This window comes from Micromonospora siamensis (genome assembly GCF_900090305.1).
In the GTDB taxonomy this organism is placed as follows: Bacteria; Actinomycetota; Actinomycetes; order Mycobacteriales; family Micromonosporaceae; genus Micromonospora; species Micromonospora siamensis.
This window is the reverse complement of sequence record NZ_LT607751.1, coordinates 1,024,695-1,041,493: the sequence shown is the minus strand read 5'-3', so window position 1 is coordinate 1,041,493 and position 16,799 is coordinate 1,024,695. Positions and strand designations below refer to the sequence as shown.

Here is a 16,799-nt window from a genome sequence, read left to right as displayed (position 1 = left end):
GGCGACCGTCCCTGGTGGAGCCGGCCCGTCGCGGACGTCGATCAGGAGGGGACGGGAGGCCGACCGGCAGAACTCGTCGCTGACGGTAGCGGCCCGGTCGCGGTTCTGCTACCCCTCAGGCCTCTCCTGTGGACAATGCGTGCCCCCTCCGTCACGCTCACCCGCCTAGGATGAGCCGGCGGACCGGGTGACGAGGCGGAGGAGACGCGGTGACGGCGACCACGACGGGCGACCCGGCACGGATGCCCCCACGGCAGCCGCTGCCACCACAGTGGATGCCCGCGGTCACCGGCCGCCCGGCGTCGAGGCGTACCGGTCGGGTGGTCGCCGCCCAGGTGGCCCTCGCCCTGCCGCTGGCCGCGCTCGGCCGCGGCGCGGGGGTCCTGGCGGTGGCCTGCGTGGGCGCCCTGCTCCTGCTCGTCGTCTGGTGGGCACGCCTGCGCGGCCGACCGCTTGTCGGTTGGCTCGGGGTGGCCGTGGCCCGGCTCGCCCGGCGTCGGGCCCTGCCGTCGGCCGGGGCGGCGGAGCTGGTGGACCTCGTGTCGCCGGGCGCCGTCGTGCGTCCGGTGGAGCTGGCGGGCGGTCCGGCGGCCGTGCTGGACGACGCGACCGGGCTGACCGCGCTGCTGGAGGTGGGTGACCCGGGCGACCTGCTGGGCGGGGGCAGCCGGGTGCTGCCCGGGCCGGCGTCGCTGCTGCCGCCGGCGTCGGCGGAGAGCCCGCCGGTCTGCGTCCAGCTCCTGCTCGGCGCCGCACCCGCACCCGCCCCGTCGGCGGCCGACGGCACCGCGGGCACCTCCTACCGGCAGCTCACCGACGGCCGGTTGCCGGGACGCAGCCGGGCGCTGCTCGCGGTCCGGGTGCTGCGGGTGGACGGCTGGTCGGACGAGGACCTGCGCCGGGCGCTCTCCGGCACGGTCCGGCGGATCGTCCGGCGGCTGGAGCCGTCCACCGCCCGGCCACTCGGCGCGTCCGCCGCGCTGCTGGCGGTCGCGGACCTCGCCCACCACGACGACGGTGCCCCGGTACGCGAGTCCTGGCAGGCGGTCCGCACCGGCGAGCTGCTGCAGAGCTGTTTCCGGGTGCGGCTGCCGGCCGACCGGGAGCCGGCCGGGGCGCACCTGGTGAGCCGGGTGCTGGCGACGCCGGCCACCGCCACCACCGTGTCGATCTGCGCGGGTCCGCGTACCGGGACGGGTGCGGGGCGGAGCGGGCTGACCGTGCGGCTCGCCGCGCGTACCCCGGCGGAGCTGGCCGCCGCCGCGCAGGTCCTGCGCCGCTCGGCCGCCGAACTGGGCGCGGAGGTGCGCCGGCTGGACGGCGAGCAGCTGGTCGGACTGGCGGCCACCCTGCCGCTGGCCGCCGCGCCCGGGGCGGGTCACGACGGCGACGGGCCGGCGGAGCTGACCCTCGGCGACGCCGGACTGATGGTGGGGGCCAACCGGCACGGTGGAGCGGTCACGGTACGACTGTTCCGGCCGGAGGGCACCCGGGTGCTGCTGGTCGGTGGCCTGCGCGCCGCGCAGCTGATCACCGTCCGGGCGATGGCGCTGGGCGCCGCCGTGGTGGTGCAGACCGGCCGGCCCCGGTCCTGGGAGCCGTTCGTCCGCGGGGTGGCCGCCACCTCCGGCACCATCCCGGTGCTCCCGCCGGGTCGGCCGGTGGGCGACGCTCCCGGCACGTCGCTGCGACCGCTGCTGCTCGTGCTGGACGTGGGGCCGGTGCCGGCCGACCCGGCGCCCGGTCCGGCCTGGCGGTCCACCCTGGTCGTCCGGGACGAGCTGACCCCGGCGGACGTCGACGCGCTGGCCCGGGCCGACCTGGCGGTGCTGCAACCGCTGGACCCGGCCGAGGCGGCGCTGGCCGGCACGGCGCTCGGCCTGGGCGGTACGGCGGACTGGCTGACCCGGATCCGGGAAGACATGGTCGCGGTGGTGAACCGGCGGGCGCTGCGCTGGGCGCTGCTCTCCCCGACCCCGATCGAGTCGCAGGTGATCGGCCGGCCGGCCAGACGCTGAAACCGCCGATCTTCCGGGTTCCCGCAGCCCGCCGGTCCGTGGCACGATCCCCGCCATGGGTTTTCTGAAGGGTCTTCTGATCCGGTTGGCGGCCACCGCGTTCGCCTTCTGGCTTGCCACGTTGCTCATCCCCGGCATCTCGCTGGACTCCACCTCGGCCACCGAGACGGTCACCACGCTGGTGCTCGTCGCGGTGATCTTCGGTGTGGTCAACGCGGTGCTCCAGCCGATCATCAAGACGGTCGGCTGCGGCTTCTACCTGTTGACCCTCGGCCTGATCGCGCTCGTGGTCAACGGCCTGCTCTTCCTGCTCACCAGCTTCATCGCCGGTGAGGCCGGGCTGCCGTTCCACGTGGACGGCTTCTGGCCGGCCGCGGTCCTCGGCGCGCTCTTCGTCAGCGTGGTCACCTGGATCCTCGGCGCGGTCCTCGACCGGGACTGACGGCCCGTCGGGGCGGGGCTAGCGTGGAGCGCGTGTACTCCCTGACCCGCCCCGACGGCTTCCAGCTCAGCACCGACCCGGACCGGCTCGACCTGGATCGGGTGCACCACTGGCTCTCCACCGACGCGTACTGGGCGCTGGGGCGGGACCGGGCCACCGTCGAGCGGGCCTTCGCCGGCTCGATCGGGTACGGCGTCTACCGGCCGGGCGACGGCGTCCAGGTGGCGGTCGCCCGGGTGGTCACCGACCGGGTCACCTTCGCCTGGCTGAGCGACGTCTACGTGGACCGGGAGCAGCGGGGTCGGCGGCTGGGCTCCTGGCTGGCCGGCGCGGTCCGCGACCACCTCGCCGAGCTGGGCGTACGCCGGATCCTGCTGTCCACCGCCGACGCGCACGAGGTCTATCGGAGGATCGGCTTCGCCCCGGTCGACCCGGGCCGGTTCATGCAGCTCGACCGGCGTGCACCGGCATCGGTGAGCCCGGTCACCGGCAAGGAGCGGAACGGGGCCCCGCCACTTACGGTGGAGGGGTGAGCCAGCTCCGTCTCGGTTACCTGTACGGCTTCGGCGCGTACCTGCTCTGGGGTTTCTTCCCGATCTACTTCAAGCTGCTGCGCCCGACCGGGCCGGTGGAGATCCTGGCCCACCGGGTGGTCTGGTCGCTGGCCTTCGTGGCGCTGCTGCTCGCCGCCGCCCGCAACGTCGGCTTCCTGCGCGCGCTGGCCCGCCGCCCCCGGGCGCTGGCCGGCATCGCCGCGGCGGCGGTGCTGATCGCCGTCAACTGGGGCACCTACATCTACGGGGTGAACTCGGACCGGGTGGTGGAGACCGCGCTCGGCTACTTCATCAACCCGCTGGTCGTGGTGCTGCTGGGCGTGTTCGTGCTGCGCGAGCGGCTGCGCGCGGCGCAGTGGGCGGCGCTCGGGGTGGGCACGGCCGCGGTGGTGGTGCTGACCGTCGACTACGGCCGGCTGCCCTACCTCGCGCTCACCCTGGCCTTCAGCTTCGGCGGGTACGGGCTGGTCAAGAAGCGGCTCGGGTTGCCCGCCGCGGAGGGGCTCTTCGTCGAGTCGGCGGTGCTGGCGCTGCCGGCCCTGGCATACCTGGGCTGGCTGGGTTGGCGGGGCGACGCCACCTTCGGGCACCTGTCGGCGGGCCACACCGCGCTGCTGGTGGGGGCCGGGGCGGCCACCGCGATCCCGTTGCTGCTCTTCGCGGGCGCGGCGAACCGGCTGCCGCTGACCAACCTCGGCATGTTGCAGTACCTGGCGCCGGTCCTCCAGCTCGGCATCGGAGTGCTGATCTTCCACGAGCCGATGCCGCCCGCCCGGCTGGCCGGCTTCGCCCTGGTCTGGCTGGCCCTGGTGGTCTTCACCGTGGACGCCGTGCGCCAGGGCCGGCGCACCCGGGCCGCCGCCCGCGGCACCCCCGACCCGGTCCCCGCCGCCCGCTGACTGCTCCGTACCCCGCCCGAGGGCCGGTCAGCCGACGTCGTAGCCGAGGACGGGGGTGCCGTCGGCGCGGATCAGCTCCAGCCGGACCAGCTCGGCGTCGGTGAACCGGGTCGCGCCGGTGAGGCGTACGTCGTCGCCGGGGGCGGCCAGCCAGGAGCCGATCTGCTCGGTGGCGCCGTCCGGGCCGTGCGCCACCAGCCGGAACGTGTACGCCTTGTGATAGCCGGACGTGGCGTCGTACCCGCAGTGCATGGTGACCTCGGTGCCCCAGTCGGTGCCGGTGAGGCCGATCTCGGCGTGCACCGGCGCGCCCGCCGACACCGGCGCCATGGGCACCATCCGGACGGCCTGGGCGGTCGGCGCCGGGGCCGGCGCGGGGCGCAGCACGGCGCTGACGCCCAACCCGACCAGCAGCGCCAGGGCGGCGGCCACCAGCGCGGTCGACGCGTACCGTCGGCGGGTGCGGGACCGTTCGCGGCGCCGGCGCTCGGTCGCGGCGGCGAGCAGCGCGGGCACCCGGGTGTCCTCCTCGGGCGGCGGGAGGAACTCCGCCAGCGCGGTCGGGTCGAGGCGGCCCAGCAGCCCGGGCAGCACGGCGATCTCGGCGACCGCCTCCCGGCAGGCCGCGCAGCCGGCCAGGTGCCGTTCGTAGGCGGCCCGCTCGGCGGGGGCCAGGGCGCCCAGCACGTACGCGCCGTCGTCGTGGGCGAACTCGCAGCGGGTCATCCGGTCACCCCCATCTCCGCCAGGACCAGCCGCAGCGCCCGCAGGGCGTAGTGCGTACGGGACTTCACGGTGCCCGGCGGCACGCCCAACCGCGCGGCGGCCTCGGCCACCGACCGTCCCTGGTAGAAGCATTCCACCAGCACGTCCCGGTGGGTGGGGCTGAGCCGGCTCAGCGCCTCGGCCACCGTCCACGCCTCCACCGCGCGTTCCGCCTCGTCCACCGTCCCCGCCCGCTCGGGCAGCTGGTCGGTGAAGACCTCGCCGACCCGGTTGGAGCGGCGCCGCCAGGCGTCGATGGCGAGGTTGCGAGCGGTGGTGAAGAGCCAGGCGCGGACCGAGCCGCGGCGCGGGTCGAGCGACTCCGGGTGGCGCCAGGCCCGCAGCAGCGTCTCCTGCACCAGGTCCTCGGCCCGGGTCCGGTCCCCGTTGACCAGCCGCAGGGCGTGCGCCAGGAGCGCCTCCGCGTGCTCGTCGTGCAGCGCGCGCAGCAGCTGGGCGTCGTGGTCGCTGATGGCGGTCTCCTCGCTTCCGGCGGCGAGTCCGGCGATGAATCCACCCGTGCATACGTACGCCGACGCCGCGCGGTTCAGCCGCGAGCCGGTACCGCTCCGGTCAGGCGTCGGCGGCGACCGCGTCGGCGACCGACCGGGCGACCGTGAGCAGCTTGGCGCGGACCACCCGGGCGGAGGTCATCATCTCGCTGGCCGGCAGGGCGCAGGCGAGCACCAGGCGGCGTTCCATGTCCTTGTCCGGGGCGACGAGCACCGCCGCGCAGGCCACGCCCTGCCGGAACTGCCCCAGCTCCAGCTGCATGCCGCGCCGGTCACCGGCGGCCAGGTCCGCCTCGAACGCCTCCCCACTGGTCAGGGTGGCGGTGGTGAACGGCCGCATGCCGAACTCGCGCAGGTAGCGCAGCCGCTGGTCGGGGGTGAGGGTGGCCAGCAGGGCCTTGCCGAGCGCGGTGGCGTGCGCGCCCTCGTCGAAGCCGGGGACCAGGTCCTCCAGGTGGGGTGAGCGGGGCCCTTCGGCCGTCGCGGTGATCGCCACCTGGCCACCCACGAAACGGCCGAGGAAGTGGCTGTAGCCGGTCTCCCCGGCGGCGCGGCGCAGGCACTCGCCGACCGGGGCCGGCCCCCGGAACGCCGTCACCAGCTCCCGGTAGCGGTCGGCGATCTCCAGCCCGACGATGTACGTCCCGTCCTCCCGGCGGATCACGTAGCCCTCGTAGGCCAGGGTGCGGACGAGGTGGTACGTGGTGGCCACGGTCAGCTCGCAGCGCCGCGCGATCTGCTTGACGGTCAGCCCCTTCGGGGCGCGGCCGACCGACTCGAGCACACGAAGCGCGCGGGACACACTCCGGATGAGATCCGAAGGTTCCGCCAAGGGGTCGCGCACAACCACCTCCGCCGGCCAGGGACTTACACCATATGAAAAAGGGGCCGAGTGCGAAATGCCTGTTCGGGTCGAGGATGCCAGATCGCCGCCCACCACGCGTACACCGGCGGACACGATGCGTACGGCGACGGGACGTCGCGTAGGTTGGCGTGACCATGACCGACACCGCCCTCGCCGCCCCCGCGGGGTCCGCGCCGCCCCGCCCGGTACGGGCCAGCGCGGGCGCCATCGCCGTCACCATCGCCTGCGTCGTCCCGGTCTTCCTGGTCGGTGGCCTCGCCGTGCAGATGGGCCACGACCTGCGCTTCAGCCCGGCCGGCCTCGGGCTCGCCGTCTCGGTCTACTTCGGCGTGAGCGCGCTGGCCTCGGTGCCCTCCGGGGCGCTGGTCGAGCGCTACGGCCCGGCCGTGGTGGCCCGCGCCGGCATCCTGCTCTCCGCCGGGTCGCTGCTCGCGGTGGCGGGGCTGGCCCGGTCGTACCCGATGCTCGTGGTCCTGCTGGGGTTGAGCGCCGGTGCGAACGCGCTGGGCCAGCTAGCCAGCAACGCGGCGCTGGCCGCGCACGTGCCGACCCGGCGGCAGGGGCTGTCGTTCGGGGTCAAGCAGGCCGCGATCCCGGTCTCCACCCTGCTGGCCGGAGCGGCCGTGCCGGCCGTGGCGCTGACCGTCGGCTGGCGCTGGGCGTTCGTGGCCGCCGCCGTGCTGGCGCTGGCCGCGCTGCCGGTCGTGCCGGACGGGTCGGGTCGGGCGCGGCGCTCCACCGGCGGCAGGCCGGCCGGACGGGCCACGGCCGCCCTGGTGGTCGTCGGGCTGGCCGCCACCCTGGCCGCGGCCGCCGCGAACGCGCTGGGCACCTTCGTGGTGGACTCCTCGGCCACCCGTGGCCTCTCCCCGGCCCTGGCCGGACTCACCCTCACCCTGGGCAGCGCGGTCTGCGTGGCGGCCCGGGTCGGCGCCGGCTGGCTGGCCGACCGGCGGGAGAGCGGACACGTGGCGCTGATCGCCGGCATGCTCGTGGTCGGCGCGGGCGGGCTGGCCCTGCTCGCGGTGGCCGGCCCGACACCACTGGTCGCTGGCGTGGTGCTCGGCTTCGGCCTGGGCTGGGCCTGGCCGGGGCTGATGAACTTCGCCGTGGTGAGGCTCCACCCGCAGGCCCCGGCCGCCGCCACCTCGATCACCCAGACCGGCGTGTACGCGGGTGGCTGTCTCGGCCCGCTCGGCCTCGGTGCCGCTGCCGGTCACCTGGGCTATCCCACGATGTGGTTGATCGCCGCCGCCGCGATGCTGCTGGCCGCCCTGTTCATGCTCACCGGCAGCCGCCTCCTGGCCCGCCCCTGACGGGCGTGGATCGCACCGGGTGGGTCAGCTGGTGCGGTCGGCGATGTAGTCGCAGAGGGATTCGAGGGCGCGGCGGGGCGGGGTGTCCGGGAGGGGGGCGAGCTGGGCTCGGGCGTCCTCGGCGTAGCTGCGGACGGTCTCCCGGGCCCGCTTCAGGGCCGGGCTCTCCCGGAGCAGCTTCAGCGCCTCGGCGTGCAGGGCGTCGTCGACCAGCGGACCGGTCGCCAGGATCTCCCGCAGCCGTACGCTGGCCGCGTCCGAGTCGTCGGAGGCGAGCGCGTAGAGCACCGGCAGGGTCGGCACGCCCTCCCGCAGGTCGGTGCCGGGCGTCTTGCCGGACTGCGTCGACTCGCTGGCGATGTCCAGCAGGTCGTCGGAGAGCTGGAAGGCCACCCCGATCGTCTCGCCGTAGCCGGCGAGCGCCTCGACGTGCTCCGGCGCCGCCCCACCGAACATGCCGCCGAAGCGGGCGGAGGTGGCGATCAGCGAACCGGTCTTCTCGGCGATCACGTGCAGGTAGTGGGTGACCGGGTCCTCGCCGTCGCGCGGGCCGACCGTCTCGGCGATCTGCCCGTGCACCAGCCGGGCGAAGGTGCGCGCCTGGAGGCGTACCGCCTCGGGGCCCAGGTCGGCCGCGATGTCGGCGGCCCGGGCGAAGAGGTAGTCGCCGACCAGGATGGCCACCGAGTTGGTCCAGCGGGAGTTGGCGCTCGGGGCGCCCCGCCGCACGGCGGCCTCGTCCATCACGTCGTCGTGGTAGAGCGTCGCCAGGTGGGTGAGCTCCATCACCACCGCGGCCGGCACCACCTGTGGGCCGGTCGGGTCACCGAACTGGGCACCCAGCGCCACCAGCAGCGGCCGGAACCGCTTGCCGCCGGCCTCCACCAGGTGTCGGGCGGCCTCGGTCACCAGCGGGTCGGCGCTGGCCACCCCGGCCCGCAGCTCGCCCTCGACGTCGTCGAGCAGACCGAGCACGGAGCGCTCGACGCCCGGATCGGCCAGGTGCAGGCCGAGCGCGCCGAACTGACCCCTGCCCGACCGGCCCCGACGGTCGTCGGAACCGGTGGCATCTGAACGCTCGCCAGCCGGATTCACCACGCCTTCAACCATGCCACACCCGTTCGAGTCGAGCCCGGACGGGGCGGACGGGCCGGGGGCCGGCACGCCCACGGCGTACCGGCCCCCGGCCTGGTCGGTTCCTGTCATCGGACGAATTCGGCGGCACCGGACGCCAGGTCCAGCAGCGGCGCCGGAGCGACACCCAGGATCAGGGTGGCGGCCACGCCGATCATGAGCGCGGCGGCGGTCAGCCCGCCCGGCACGGCCACCGTGGGGGTGGACTCGCCCGGCTCGGAGAGCCACATCATCACCACGACCCGCAGGTACGGGAAGGCCAGCACCATGCTGGTCAGCACGCCGGCGATCACCAGCCACGCCTGGCCGGCGTCCAGCGCCGGGGCGAACACCGCGAACTTGCTGATGAAGCCGCTGGTCGACGGGATACCGGCGAAGGCCAGCAGGATGAAGGTGAAGATCGCCGCGAAGAACGGCGACCGCCGGCCCAGCCCGGCCCAACGGGACAGGTGGGTGGCCTCCCCGTCCGCGTCCCGGACCAGCGTCACCACGGCGAACGCGGCGAGCACCGAGAAGCCGTACGCGGCCAGGTAGAACATCGTGCCGGAGAGGCCGTCCTTCGACGGCGCCAGCACGCCCACCAGCAGGTAACCGGCGTTCGCGATCGACGAATACGCAAGAAGCCGCTTGATGTCCGTCTGGGTGACCGCCAGCACCGCGCCGACCAGCATGGTCAGCACCGCGACCGCGCCGAGCACCGGGGTGAAGTCCCAGGCGGCGCCCGCGAACGCCACGTGGAAGACCCGCAGCAGGGCGCCGAACGCGGCGACCTTGGTGCAGGCGGCCATGAAGCCGGTCACCGGGGTCGGGGCGCCCTGGTAGACGTCCGGCGTCCAGACGTGGAACGGCGCCGCGGCGGCCTTGAAGAGCAGGCCGATGGAGAGCAGCGCGATGCCGGCGAAGAGCAGCACCGAGCTGGCCGGCGAGGTGCCGACCGCCGCGTGGATGGTGGCGAAGTCGACCCCGGCGGACCGGCCCGGGACACCGGCCGTGAAGCCGTAGACCAGGGCCACCCCGAACAGGAAGAACGCCGAGGCGTACGCGCCCAGCAGGAAGTACTTCATCGCCGCCTCCTGGCTCAGCAGCCGCCGGCGACGGGCCAGCGCGCAGAGCAGGTAGAGCGGCAGGGAGAAGACCTCCAGCGCGATGAACATGGTCAGCAGGTCGTTCGCCGCCACGAAGATCAGCATGCCGCCGATGGCGAAGGTGGTCAGCGGGTACACCTCGGTGGCCCCGTTGGCGCCCTCGGCCTGCCGCCGGTCGTCCACCGACTCGGCGGTCACCGCGGCCTGGGCGACGAAGTAGCCACCCCGCTCCACCGACCGCTCACCGATCAGCAGCAGCGCCATCGCGGCCAGGATCAGGATCGCGCCCTGGAGGAACAGGGTCGGCCCGTCGATCGCGATCGCCCCGGCGGCGGTGAGCAGCCGGTCGTCGGAGTTCAGCACCACCATGGTCAGGGCGCCCAGCACCGCCGCCAGCGCGAAGAGCAGCTGGACGAGGTGCCGGTGCCGGCGCGGCACGAACGCCTCGATCAGCACGCCGACCAGCGCCGCGCCCAGCATGATCAGGATGGGCGAGAGTGCCGCGTAGTCGATCGACGGCAACTTCAGCTCGGTCACTGTACCGACCTCTCGTTCACGACTGCGGAGATCATCGGCGGGCCTCCTGGACGGTGCCGACCTCGGGAGCCGGGTCGGTCTTGCCGACGTCCTGCATGGTGGCCTGGACGGCGGGGTTGATCACGTCGGTGACCGGCTTCGGATAGAAGCCGAGCAGCACGATCAGCACGATCAGCGGCGCCACCACCGCCTTCTCGCGCAGGTTGAGGTCACGGCGCATGCCGTCGACCTCGGTCAGCGCCGGGTTCAGCGTGCCCTGGGTGGTGCGCTGCACCATCCACAGCACGTACGCCGCCGCCAGCACGATGCCCAGCGTGGCGATCACCGCGACCGGCTTGTTGACCGTGAACGTGCCGATCAGCACCAGGAACTCGGAGATGAACGGCGCGGTGCCGGGCAGCGCCAGCGACGCCAGACCGGCGAAGAAGAGCACGCCGGCCAGGAGCGGCACCAGCTTGCCGGCCCCGCCGAAGTCGCTGATCATCGCCGAGCCGCGGCGGGCGATCAGCATGCCCACCACCAGGAAGAGCAGGCCGGTGGCCAGCCCGTGGTTGAGCATGTAGAGCACCGCGCCGGTACCGGCCTGGGTGGTGAACGCGAAGATGCCGACGCCGATGAAGCCGAAGTGCGCGATCGAGGTGTACGACACCAGCCGCTTCAGGTCGTTCTGGCCGACCGCCAGCAGCGCCGCGTAGATGATGCCGATCAGGCCCAGCGCCAGCGCCCACGGGGCGAACCACTTGGCCGCCTCCGGGAACAGCGGCAGGCAGTAGCGCAGGATGCCGAACGTGCCCACCTTGTCCAGCACGCCGACCAGCAGCGCCGCGGCGCCGGCCGGGGCGGCCCGACCGGCGTCCGGCAGCCAGGTGTGGAACGGGAAGAAGGGCGCCTTGATGGCGAAGGCCAGGAAGAAGCCGAGGAAGAGCCAGCGGGCGGTGCCGGTGGCGATGTCGGCGTCGACCAGCTGGTTCCAGTCGAAGGTCCGGCCGCCGACCACCCAGAGGCCGATCACCGCGGCCAGCATGAACAGGCCGCCGACCAGCGAGTAGAGGAAGAACTTCACCGCCGCGTACTGCCGCTGGTGGCCGCCGTAGCTGCCGATGAGGAAGTACATCGGCACCAGCATGACCTCGAAGAACACGTAGAACAGGAAGACGTCGGCGGCGGCGAAGACGCCGATCATCGTGGACTCGAGGATGAGCAGCAGCGCGAAGTAGACCGGCACCGACCGCTTGGAGGACTCCGCGTCGTGCCAGGACGCCAGGATCACCAGCGGCACCAGGATCGCGATCAGCATCAGCATGACCAGCGCGATGCCGTCCGCCGCGAAGGTGAAGCGGACCCCCCAGGTGGGGATCCACGGGTACGACTCGCGGAACTGGAACCGGTCACCGCCGGCCTGGAACGTGATCCACATGATCACCGAGAGGACCAGCACCAGCAGCGACCAGCCGAAGGCCACCTGCTTGGCCAGCTCCGGGTTGCGGCGCGGCAACAGGGCCACCACCAGGGCACCGACCAGCGGCGCCACGGTCAGCACCGAGAGGAACGGGAAGTTGGACATTATGCGGCCTTACCTCCGTCGTCACTGCATGGTCCGCCGGCGGTGGCGGGCGCGTTGAGGTCGATCACGCCAGCCACCCCGCCTGCACGGCCAGGAACGCCGCCACCACCAGCAGCGCGCCGGTCAGGATCGAGGTCGCATACGACCTCACGAAGCCGGTCTGCAGCCGCCGGAGCCGCCCGGATCCCCCGCCCACCGCGGCGGCCAGGCCGTTGACCAGCCCGTCCACCCCCCGGTTGTCGAGGAAGACCAGCGCCCGGGTGAGGAAGACACCCGGCTTCTCGAAGACCGCCTCGTTGAAGGCGTCGACGTAGAGGTTCTTCCTCGCGGCGGTGACCACCACGCCGGCCGGCTGCGGCGCGGTGGCCGTGCCGTTGCGGAACAGGAACCAGGCCAGCCCGGCGCCGAGCACGGTGACCAGCAGCGAGAGCGTGGTGATCAGCCAGTGGGCGAGGACCGCCTCGTGCCCCTCCTCCTGGACCCCGAGCCCGGCGGTGGCCTCCAGCCAGTCCGGAACCGAGGTGGAGAGCAGGAAACCAGCCGCGACCGAGCCGATGGCCAGCAGGATCAGCGGGATGGTCATCAGCTTCGGCGACTCGTGCGGGTGCTCGATGTCCTCGGTCCAGCGGGCCGGGCCGTGGAAGGTGAGCACGAAGAGCCGCGTCATGTAGAAGGCGGTGAGCCCGGCGCCGAGCAGCGCCGCCCCGCCGAACAGCCAGGCCGTCCAGCCCTCCCGCTCGAAGGCGGCCACGATGATCGGCTCCTTGGAGAAGAAGCCGGAGAAGGGGAACATGCCGATGATCGCCAGCCAGCCCATCATGAAGGTCAGCCAGGTGACCTTCATGTACTTCGACAGGTTGCCGAACCGGCGGATGTCCACCTGGTCGTGCATGCCGTGCATGACCGAGCCGGCGCCGAGGAACATGTTGGCCTTGAAGAAGCCGTGCGCCAGCAGGTGCACGATGGCCAGCGCGTACGCCGCGCCACCCAGGCCGACACCGAGGAACATGTAGCCGATCTGGCTCACCGTCGACCAGGCCAGCACCCGCTTGATGTCGTCCTTGGCGGCGCCGATGACGCAGCCGATCAGCAGGGTCAGCGCGCCGACGCTCACCACCACCAGCTGGAGCGTGTGGTTGGCCGAGAAGATCGGGTTGGAGCGGGCGATCAGGTAGACGCCCGCGGTGACCATGGTGGCCGCGTGGATCAGCGCCGACACCGGGGTCGGGCCCTCCATCGCGTCCGGGAGCCACGCCTGGAGCGGGAACTGGCCGGACTTGCCGGTGGCGCCGAGCAGCAGGAGCAGCCCGAGGGCCAGCACCGTGCCGCCGGCCAGCGCGCCCACCCCGTTGAACACCTCGTCGTACTGGGTGGTGCCCAGGGTGGCGAACATGATGAAGATGCCGATGGCCAGGCCGGCGTCGCCGACCCGGTTCATCAGGAACGCCTTCTTGCCGGCCGTGGCGGCGCTCGGCCGCTCGTACCAGAAGGAGATCAGCAGGTACGACGCCAGACCGACGCCCTCCCAGCCGAAGTAGAGCATCACGTAGTTGTTGCCGAGCACCAGCAGCAGCATCGCCGCGACGAAGAGGTTGAAGTACGCGAAGAACCGTCGCCGGCCCTCGTCGTGCGCCATGTACTCCACCGCGTACAGGTGGATCAGGAAGCCCACCCCGGTGATCAGCAGTACGAAGACCGCCGCCAGCGGGTCGAAGAGCATCCCGAAGTCGACCTTGAAGTCGCCGACCGCGATGAACTGCCAGAGGCTGCGCTCGACGGACTTGTTCTCCAGGCCGCGCAGCTGGAAGAAGTAGGTCAGGCCCAGCACGAAGGCGACGCCGACGGCGGCCACCCCCAGCCAGTGCCCCCACCGGTCGGCGCGCCGGCCGAGCAGCAGCAGGACCACCGCGCTGACCAGCGGGATCGCCACCAGCAGCCAGACGCTGCCGAGCAGCCCTTCCGCCGGAGCGTAGGCGATGGTTCCCGCGGGCTCGGCCTGGGCGTACACCAGAATCTCATCCACTGGGTGCCCCTCAGTACTTCAGCAGGTTGGCGTCGTCGACGCTCGCCGAGCGTCGAGTCCGGAAGATCGACATGATGATCGCCAGGCCGACCACGACCTCGGCCGCCGCCACCACCATCACGAAGAACGACATGATCTGACCGTTCAGGTCACCGTTGATCCGGCTGAAGGTGACCAGCGTCAGGTTCGCGGCGTTGAGCATCAGCTCGACGCACATGAACAGCACGATCGCGTTGCGCCGGACCAGCACGCCGACGGCGCCGATGGTGAAGAGCACCGCGGCCAGCACCAGGTAGTAGTCCGGCGTCATCGGTCGGTCCCCTTCAGCGTGGTCTCCTCGGCGGTCAGCTCGCGCACCGGCAGGATCTCCGGCGTGCTCCGCTCGCTCTGCCGGCCGTCGGGCAGCAGGGCCGGGGTGGCCACCGAGGAGGAGGTGGCGAAGACACCAGGGCCCGGCTTCGGGCCGGGGTAGTTGCCGGGACGGAACCGGGCCTTCATCGTGGCGATCTGGTCCATCCGGTCCTCCTTGCGCCGCTCGACGTGCGCCAGCACCATCGCGCCGACCGCCGCCGTGATCAGCAGGGCGGAGGTGAGCTCGAAGGCGAAGACGTACTTGGTGAAGAGCAGCCGGGCGATGCCCTGCACGTTGCCCTCGGCGTTGGCCTGCTCCAGGCCGGCCGCCCGGACGCCGTCCAACGCCCGGTAGAGGCCGCTGCCCACCAGGCCGGCGAAGCCGAGTCCGAGCACCACCGCGGCGACCCGCTGGCCGCGCAGGGTCTCGATCAGCGAGTCGGACGAGTCGCGGCCGACCAGCATCAGCACGAACAGGAAGAGCATCATGATCGCGCCGGTGTAGACGATGATCTGCACCATGCCGATGAACGGACCGGCCTGGAGGACGTAGAACACGCCGAGGCAGAGCATCGTCAGCACCAGGAAGAGCGCCGAGTGCACGGCGTTGCGGGCCCAGACCATCCCGATCGCGCCGAGCAACGCGAGCGGGGCGAGGATCCAGAAGGTCACCGCCTCGCCGGTGGGCACCTGGTTCGCCGCGGCGAGCACCGTTGACGTGGTCATGCGTTCTCTCCCTTGGCCGCCGCCGCCCGCTGGGCGTGCTGCTCGGCACCGGGGAAGGTCACGCCGGGGTGCTCCTCCACCTGGTACCGGCCCGGGTTGTTGACCGAGTGCTCGGCACCGGCCGACGTGCCCGGGTTGGTCAGCGACCCGATGTAGTAGTCCTTCTCGCTCTCGCCCAGCCGCATCGGGTGCGGCGGCTGCTCCATCCCGGGCAGCAGCGGCGCGAGCAGCTGCTCCTTGGTGAAGATCAGGTCCTGCCGGTTGTCCCGGGCCAGCTCGTACTCGTTGCTCATGGTGAGCGACCGGGTCGGGCAGGCCTCGATGCAGAGCCCGCAGAAGATGCACCGGGCGTAGTTGATCTGGTAGACGCTGGCATACCGCTCGCCCGGCGAGAAGCGCTGCTCCTCGCTGTTGTCGCCACCCTCGACGTAGATCGCGTCGGCCGGGCAGGCCCAGGCGCACAGCTCGCAGCCGATGCACTTCTCCAGCCCGTCCGGGTGCCGGTTGAGGATGTGCCGGCCGTGGTACCGGGGCGCCGGCGTCGGCGGCTTGAACGGGTAGTCGGTGGTGACGACCTTCTTGAACATGTGCGAGAAGGTGACCCCGAAGCCCTTGAACGTTCCGGTGATCGCGCCCACGTCACACCTCCCTGGAGTCCGAGCCGGCGGCGACGTTGGCCGGCTCCCGCTCGGCGACCACGCGCTTGGTGCGCGGGCTCGGTGGTACCTGCAGGTCCATCGGGGGCAGCGGGAAGCTGCCGTGCGGACGGCTGTTGACCTGCTCCTGGACCGTCGGCTTCGGCTCCCTGCGGCGGCTCGGCCACAGCAGGGTGGCCAGCAGCAGCACGCCGGCGCCGATCGCGGTGGCGAGCAGCCGGTCCCGGGACTGCCAGTCCTCGATCGAGCGCAGCCCGGCCAGGACCAGGATCCAGACCAGGTTGATCGGGAGCAGGACCTTCCAGCCGAAGCGCATGAACTGGTCGTAGCGGAGCCGGGGCAGCGTGCCGCGGAGCCAGACGAAGACGAAGACCAGGATCAGCACCTTGCCGAAGAACCAGAGCATCGGCCACCAACCCGAGTTGGCGCCCGACCACAGGGTGATCGGCCAGGGTGCCCGCCAGCCGCCCAGGAAGAGCGTCGTGGTGACCGCGGACATGCTCACCATGGCGACGTACTCGGAGAGCATGAAGAGCGCGAACTTCAGCGAGCTGTATTCGGTCATGAAGCCGGCGACCAGCTCCGACTCCGCCTCGGGCAGGTCGAACGGCGCCCGGTTCGTCTCACCGACGATGGCGATGAAGAAGATGATGAAGCTGGGCAGCAGCAGGATCGCGTACCAGCCGGGGGCCGGGATCTCGACGCCGCCGACGGTCAGCCGGGTGGCGTCGCCCTGGGCGGCGACGATCCCGCTGGTGGACATCGTGCCGGCGGTCATGAAGACCGCCACGATGCTCAGCCCCATCGCGACCTCGTACGAGATCATCTGGGCGCTGGAGCGCAGGCCGCCGAGGAGCGGGTAGGTGGAGCCGGAGGCCCAGCCGCCGAGCACGACACCGTAGACCGCCAGCGAGGAGCAGGCCAGCAGCACCAGCACCGCCACCGGCACGTCGGTGACCTGCAACGGCGTCCGGTGGCCGAAGATGCTGACCATCGGGCCGAACGGGATCACCGACAGCGCGGTGACCGCGCAGACCACGGAGATGACCGGGGCGAAGAAGTAGACGACCTTGTCCGCGGTGCGCGGGAGGATGTCCTCCTTGAACGCCATCTTCAGGCCGTCGGCGAGGGTCTGGAGCAGGCCGAACGGGCCGACCTGGTTGGGGCCGGGCCGTACGGCCATGAAGCCGACCACCCGGCGCTCGAACCAGACGCCGAGCAGGGTGGCGAGCAGGCCGAACACGAAGGCAAAGACGATCTTGATCAGGACCAGCCACCACGGGTCCCTGCCGAAGTCGGCAAGGGTCGGGTCCTGCGCCAGGTAGAGCGCGTTCACTGAGCCCACCTTTCGT

At 72.5% G+C, this 16,799-nt stretch carries 16 protein-coding genes; 5 read left to right on the top strand and 11 right to left on the bottom strand.

Annotated features, from left to right (window positions below):
- Positions 1-209: 209 nt before the first annotated feature.
- The 4 genes from eccE to rarD are packed head-to-tail and all read left to right on the top strand — an operon-like array spanning position 210 to position 3,913.
- Positions 210-2,018, top strand: coding sequence for a type VII secretion protein EccE (eccE, locus tag GA0074704_RS04880; protein WP_088969388.1), 1,809 nt, complete (start codon positions 210-212; stop codon positions 2,016-2,018).
- 55 nt (positions 2,019-2,073) lie between these two features.
- Positions 2,074-2,460 carry a phage holin family protein gene (locus tag GA0074704_RS04875; RefSeq protein WP_088969387.1) on the top strand — a complete coding sequence of 129 codons (387 nt, stop codon included), beginning with the start codon at positions 2,074-2,076 and terminating at the stop codon, positions 2,458-2,460.
- Between the two features lie 32 nt (positions 2,461-2,492).
- Positions 2,493-2,993 (top strand): GNAT family N-acetyltransferase, encoded by a 501-nt coding sequence (locus GA0074704_RS04870; protein ID WP_088973453.1) that lies wholly within the window; start codon positions 2,493-2,495, stop codon positions 2,991-2,993.
- Positions 2,990-3,913 carry an EamA family transporter RarD gene (gene rarD, locus GA0074704_RS04865; RefSeq protein ID WP_088969386.1) on the top strand — a complete coding sequence of 308 codons (924 nt, stop codon included), beginning with the start codon at positions 2,990-2,992 and terminating at the stop codon, positions 3,911-3,913. The genes GA0074704_RS04870 and rarD overlap by 4 nt, the downstream gene beginning before the upstream one ends.
- Before the next feature lie 27 nt (positions 3,914-3,940).
- Here the strand turns inward: rarD and GA0074704_RS04860 are convergent, their stop codons facing one another.
- From GA0074704_RS04860 to GA0074704_RS04850, 3 genes are all read right to left on the bottom strand, one after another.
- Positions 3,941-4,639, bottom strand: a complete 699-nt coding sequence (locus GA0074704_RS04860) for an anti-sigma factor family protein (RefSeq protein ID WP_088969385.1) — start codon at positions 4,637-4,639, stop codon at positions 3,941-3,943.
- Entirely contained in the window at positions 4,636-5,130 is a 495-nt protein-coding gene (locus GA0074704_RS04855; RefSeq protein WP_231926875.1) for a sigma-70 family RNA polymerase sigma factor, read from the bottom strand. Before GA0074704_RS04855 ends, GA0074704_RS04860 begins: the two co-directional genes overlap by 4 nt.
- Positions 5,131-5,251: 121 nt before the next feature.
- Positions 5,252-6,034, bottom strand: a complete 783-nt coding sequence (locus GA0074704_RS04850) for an IclR family transcriptional regulator (protein ID WP_088969383.1) — start codon at positions 6,032-6,034, stop codon at positions 5,252-5,254.
- A gap of 155 nt (positions 6,035-6,189) precedes the next feature.
- On the opposite strand from GA0074704_RS04850, the gene GA0074704_RS04845 reads away from it, so the two are divergent.
- Positions 6,190-7,371 (top strand): MFS transporter, encoded by a 1,182-nt coding sequence (locus GA0074704_RS04845; RefSeq protein WP_088969382.1) that lies wholly within the window; start codon positions 6,190-6,192, stop codon positions 7,369-7,371.
- 24 nt (positions 7,372-7,395) lie between these two features.
- Here the strand turns inward: GA0074704_RS04845 and GA0074704_RS04840 are convergent, their stop codons facing one another.
- From GA0074704_RS04840 to nuoH, 8 genes are all read right to left on the bottom strand, one after another.
- Positions 7,396-8,481, bottom strand: a complete 1,086-nt coding sequence (locus GA0074704_RS04840; RefSeq protein WP_088973452.1) for a polyprenyl synthetase family protein — start codon at positions 8,479-8,481, stop codon at positions 7,396-7,398.
- A gap of 92 nt (positions 8,482-8,573) precedes the next feature.
- The gene (gene nuoN, locus GA0074704_RS04835) at positions 8,574-10,127 is read right to left on the bottom strand and encodes an NADH-quinone oxidoreductase subunit NuoN (RefSeq protein WP_088969381.1); all 1,554 of its coding nucleotides are present in this window, start codon (positions 10,125-10,127) and stop codon (positions 8,574-8,576) included.
- 31 nt (positions 10,128-10,158) lie between these two features.
- A complete protein-coding gene (locus GA0074704_RS04830; protein WP_088969380.1) occupies positions 10,159-11,691 on the bottom strand; it encodes an NADH-quinone oxidoreductase subunit M in 1,533 nt (510 codons plus the stop codon).
- Between the two features lie 64 nt (positions 11,692-11,755).
- Positions 11,756-13,714, bottom strand: a complete 1,959-nt coding sequence (gene nuoL / locus GA0074704_RS04825) for an NADH-quinone oxidoreductase subunit L (protein WP_088969379.1) — start codon at positions 13,712-13,714, stop codon at positions 11,756-11,758.
- A 10-nt stretch (positions 13,715-13,724) separates the two neighbouring features.
- A complete protein-coding gene (nuoK, locus tag GA0074704_RS04820) occupies positions 13,725-14,024 on the bottom strand; it encodes an NADH-quinone oxidoreductase subunit NuoK (protein WP_007074133.1) in 300 nt (99 codons plus the stop codon).
- Positions 14,021-14,791 carry an NADH-quinone oxidoreductase subunit J gene (locus GA0074704_RS04815; RefSeq protein WP_088969378.1) on the bottom strand — a complete coding sequence of 257 codons (771 nt, stop codon included), beginning with the start codon at positions 14,789-14,791 and terminating at the stop codon, positions 14,021-14,023. The genes nuoK and GA0074704_RS04815 overlap by 4 nt, the downstream gene beginning before the upstream one ends.
- Positions 14,788-15,429 carry an NADH-quinone oxidoreductase subunit NuoI gene (nuoI, locus tag GA0074704_RS04810; RefSeq protein WP_088969377.1) on the bottom strand — a complete coding sequence of 214 codons (642 nt, stop codon included), beginning with the start codon at positions 15,427-15,429 and terminating at the stop codon, positions 14,788-14,790. Before nuoI ends, GA0074704_RS04815 begins: the two co-directional genes overlap by 4 nt.
- A gap of 1 nt (position 15,430) precedes the next feature.
- Complete coding sequence (gene nuoH / locus GA0074704_RS04805; RefSeq protein ID WP_088969376.1) at positions 15,431-16,783, bottom strand: NADH-quinone oxidoreductase subunit NuoH; 1,353 nt, start codon at positions 16,781-16,783, stop codon at positions 15,431-15,433.
- Between the last annotated feature and the right edge of the window lie 16 nt (positions 16,784-16,799).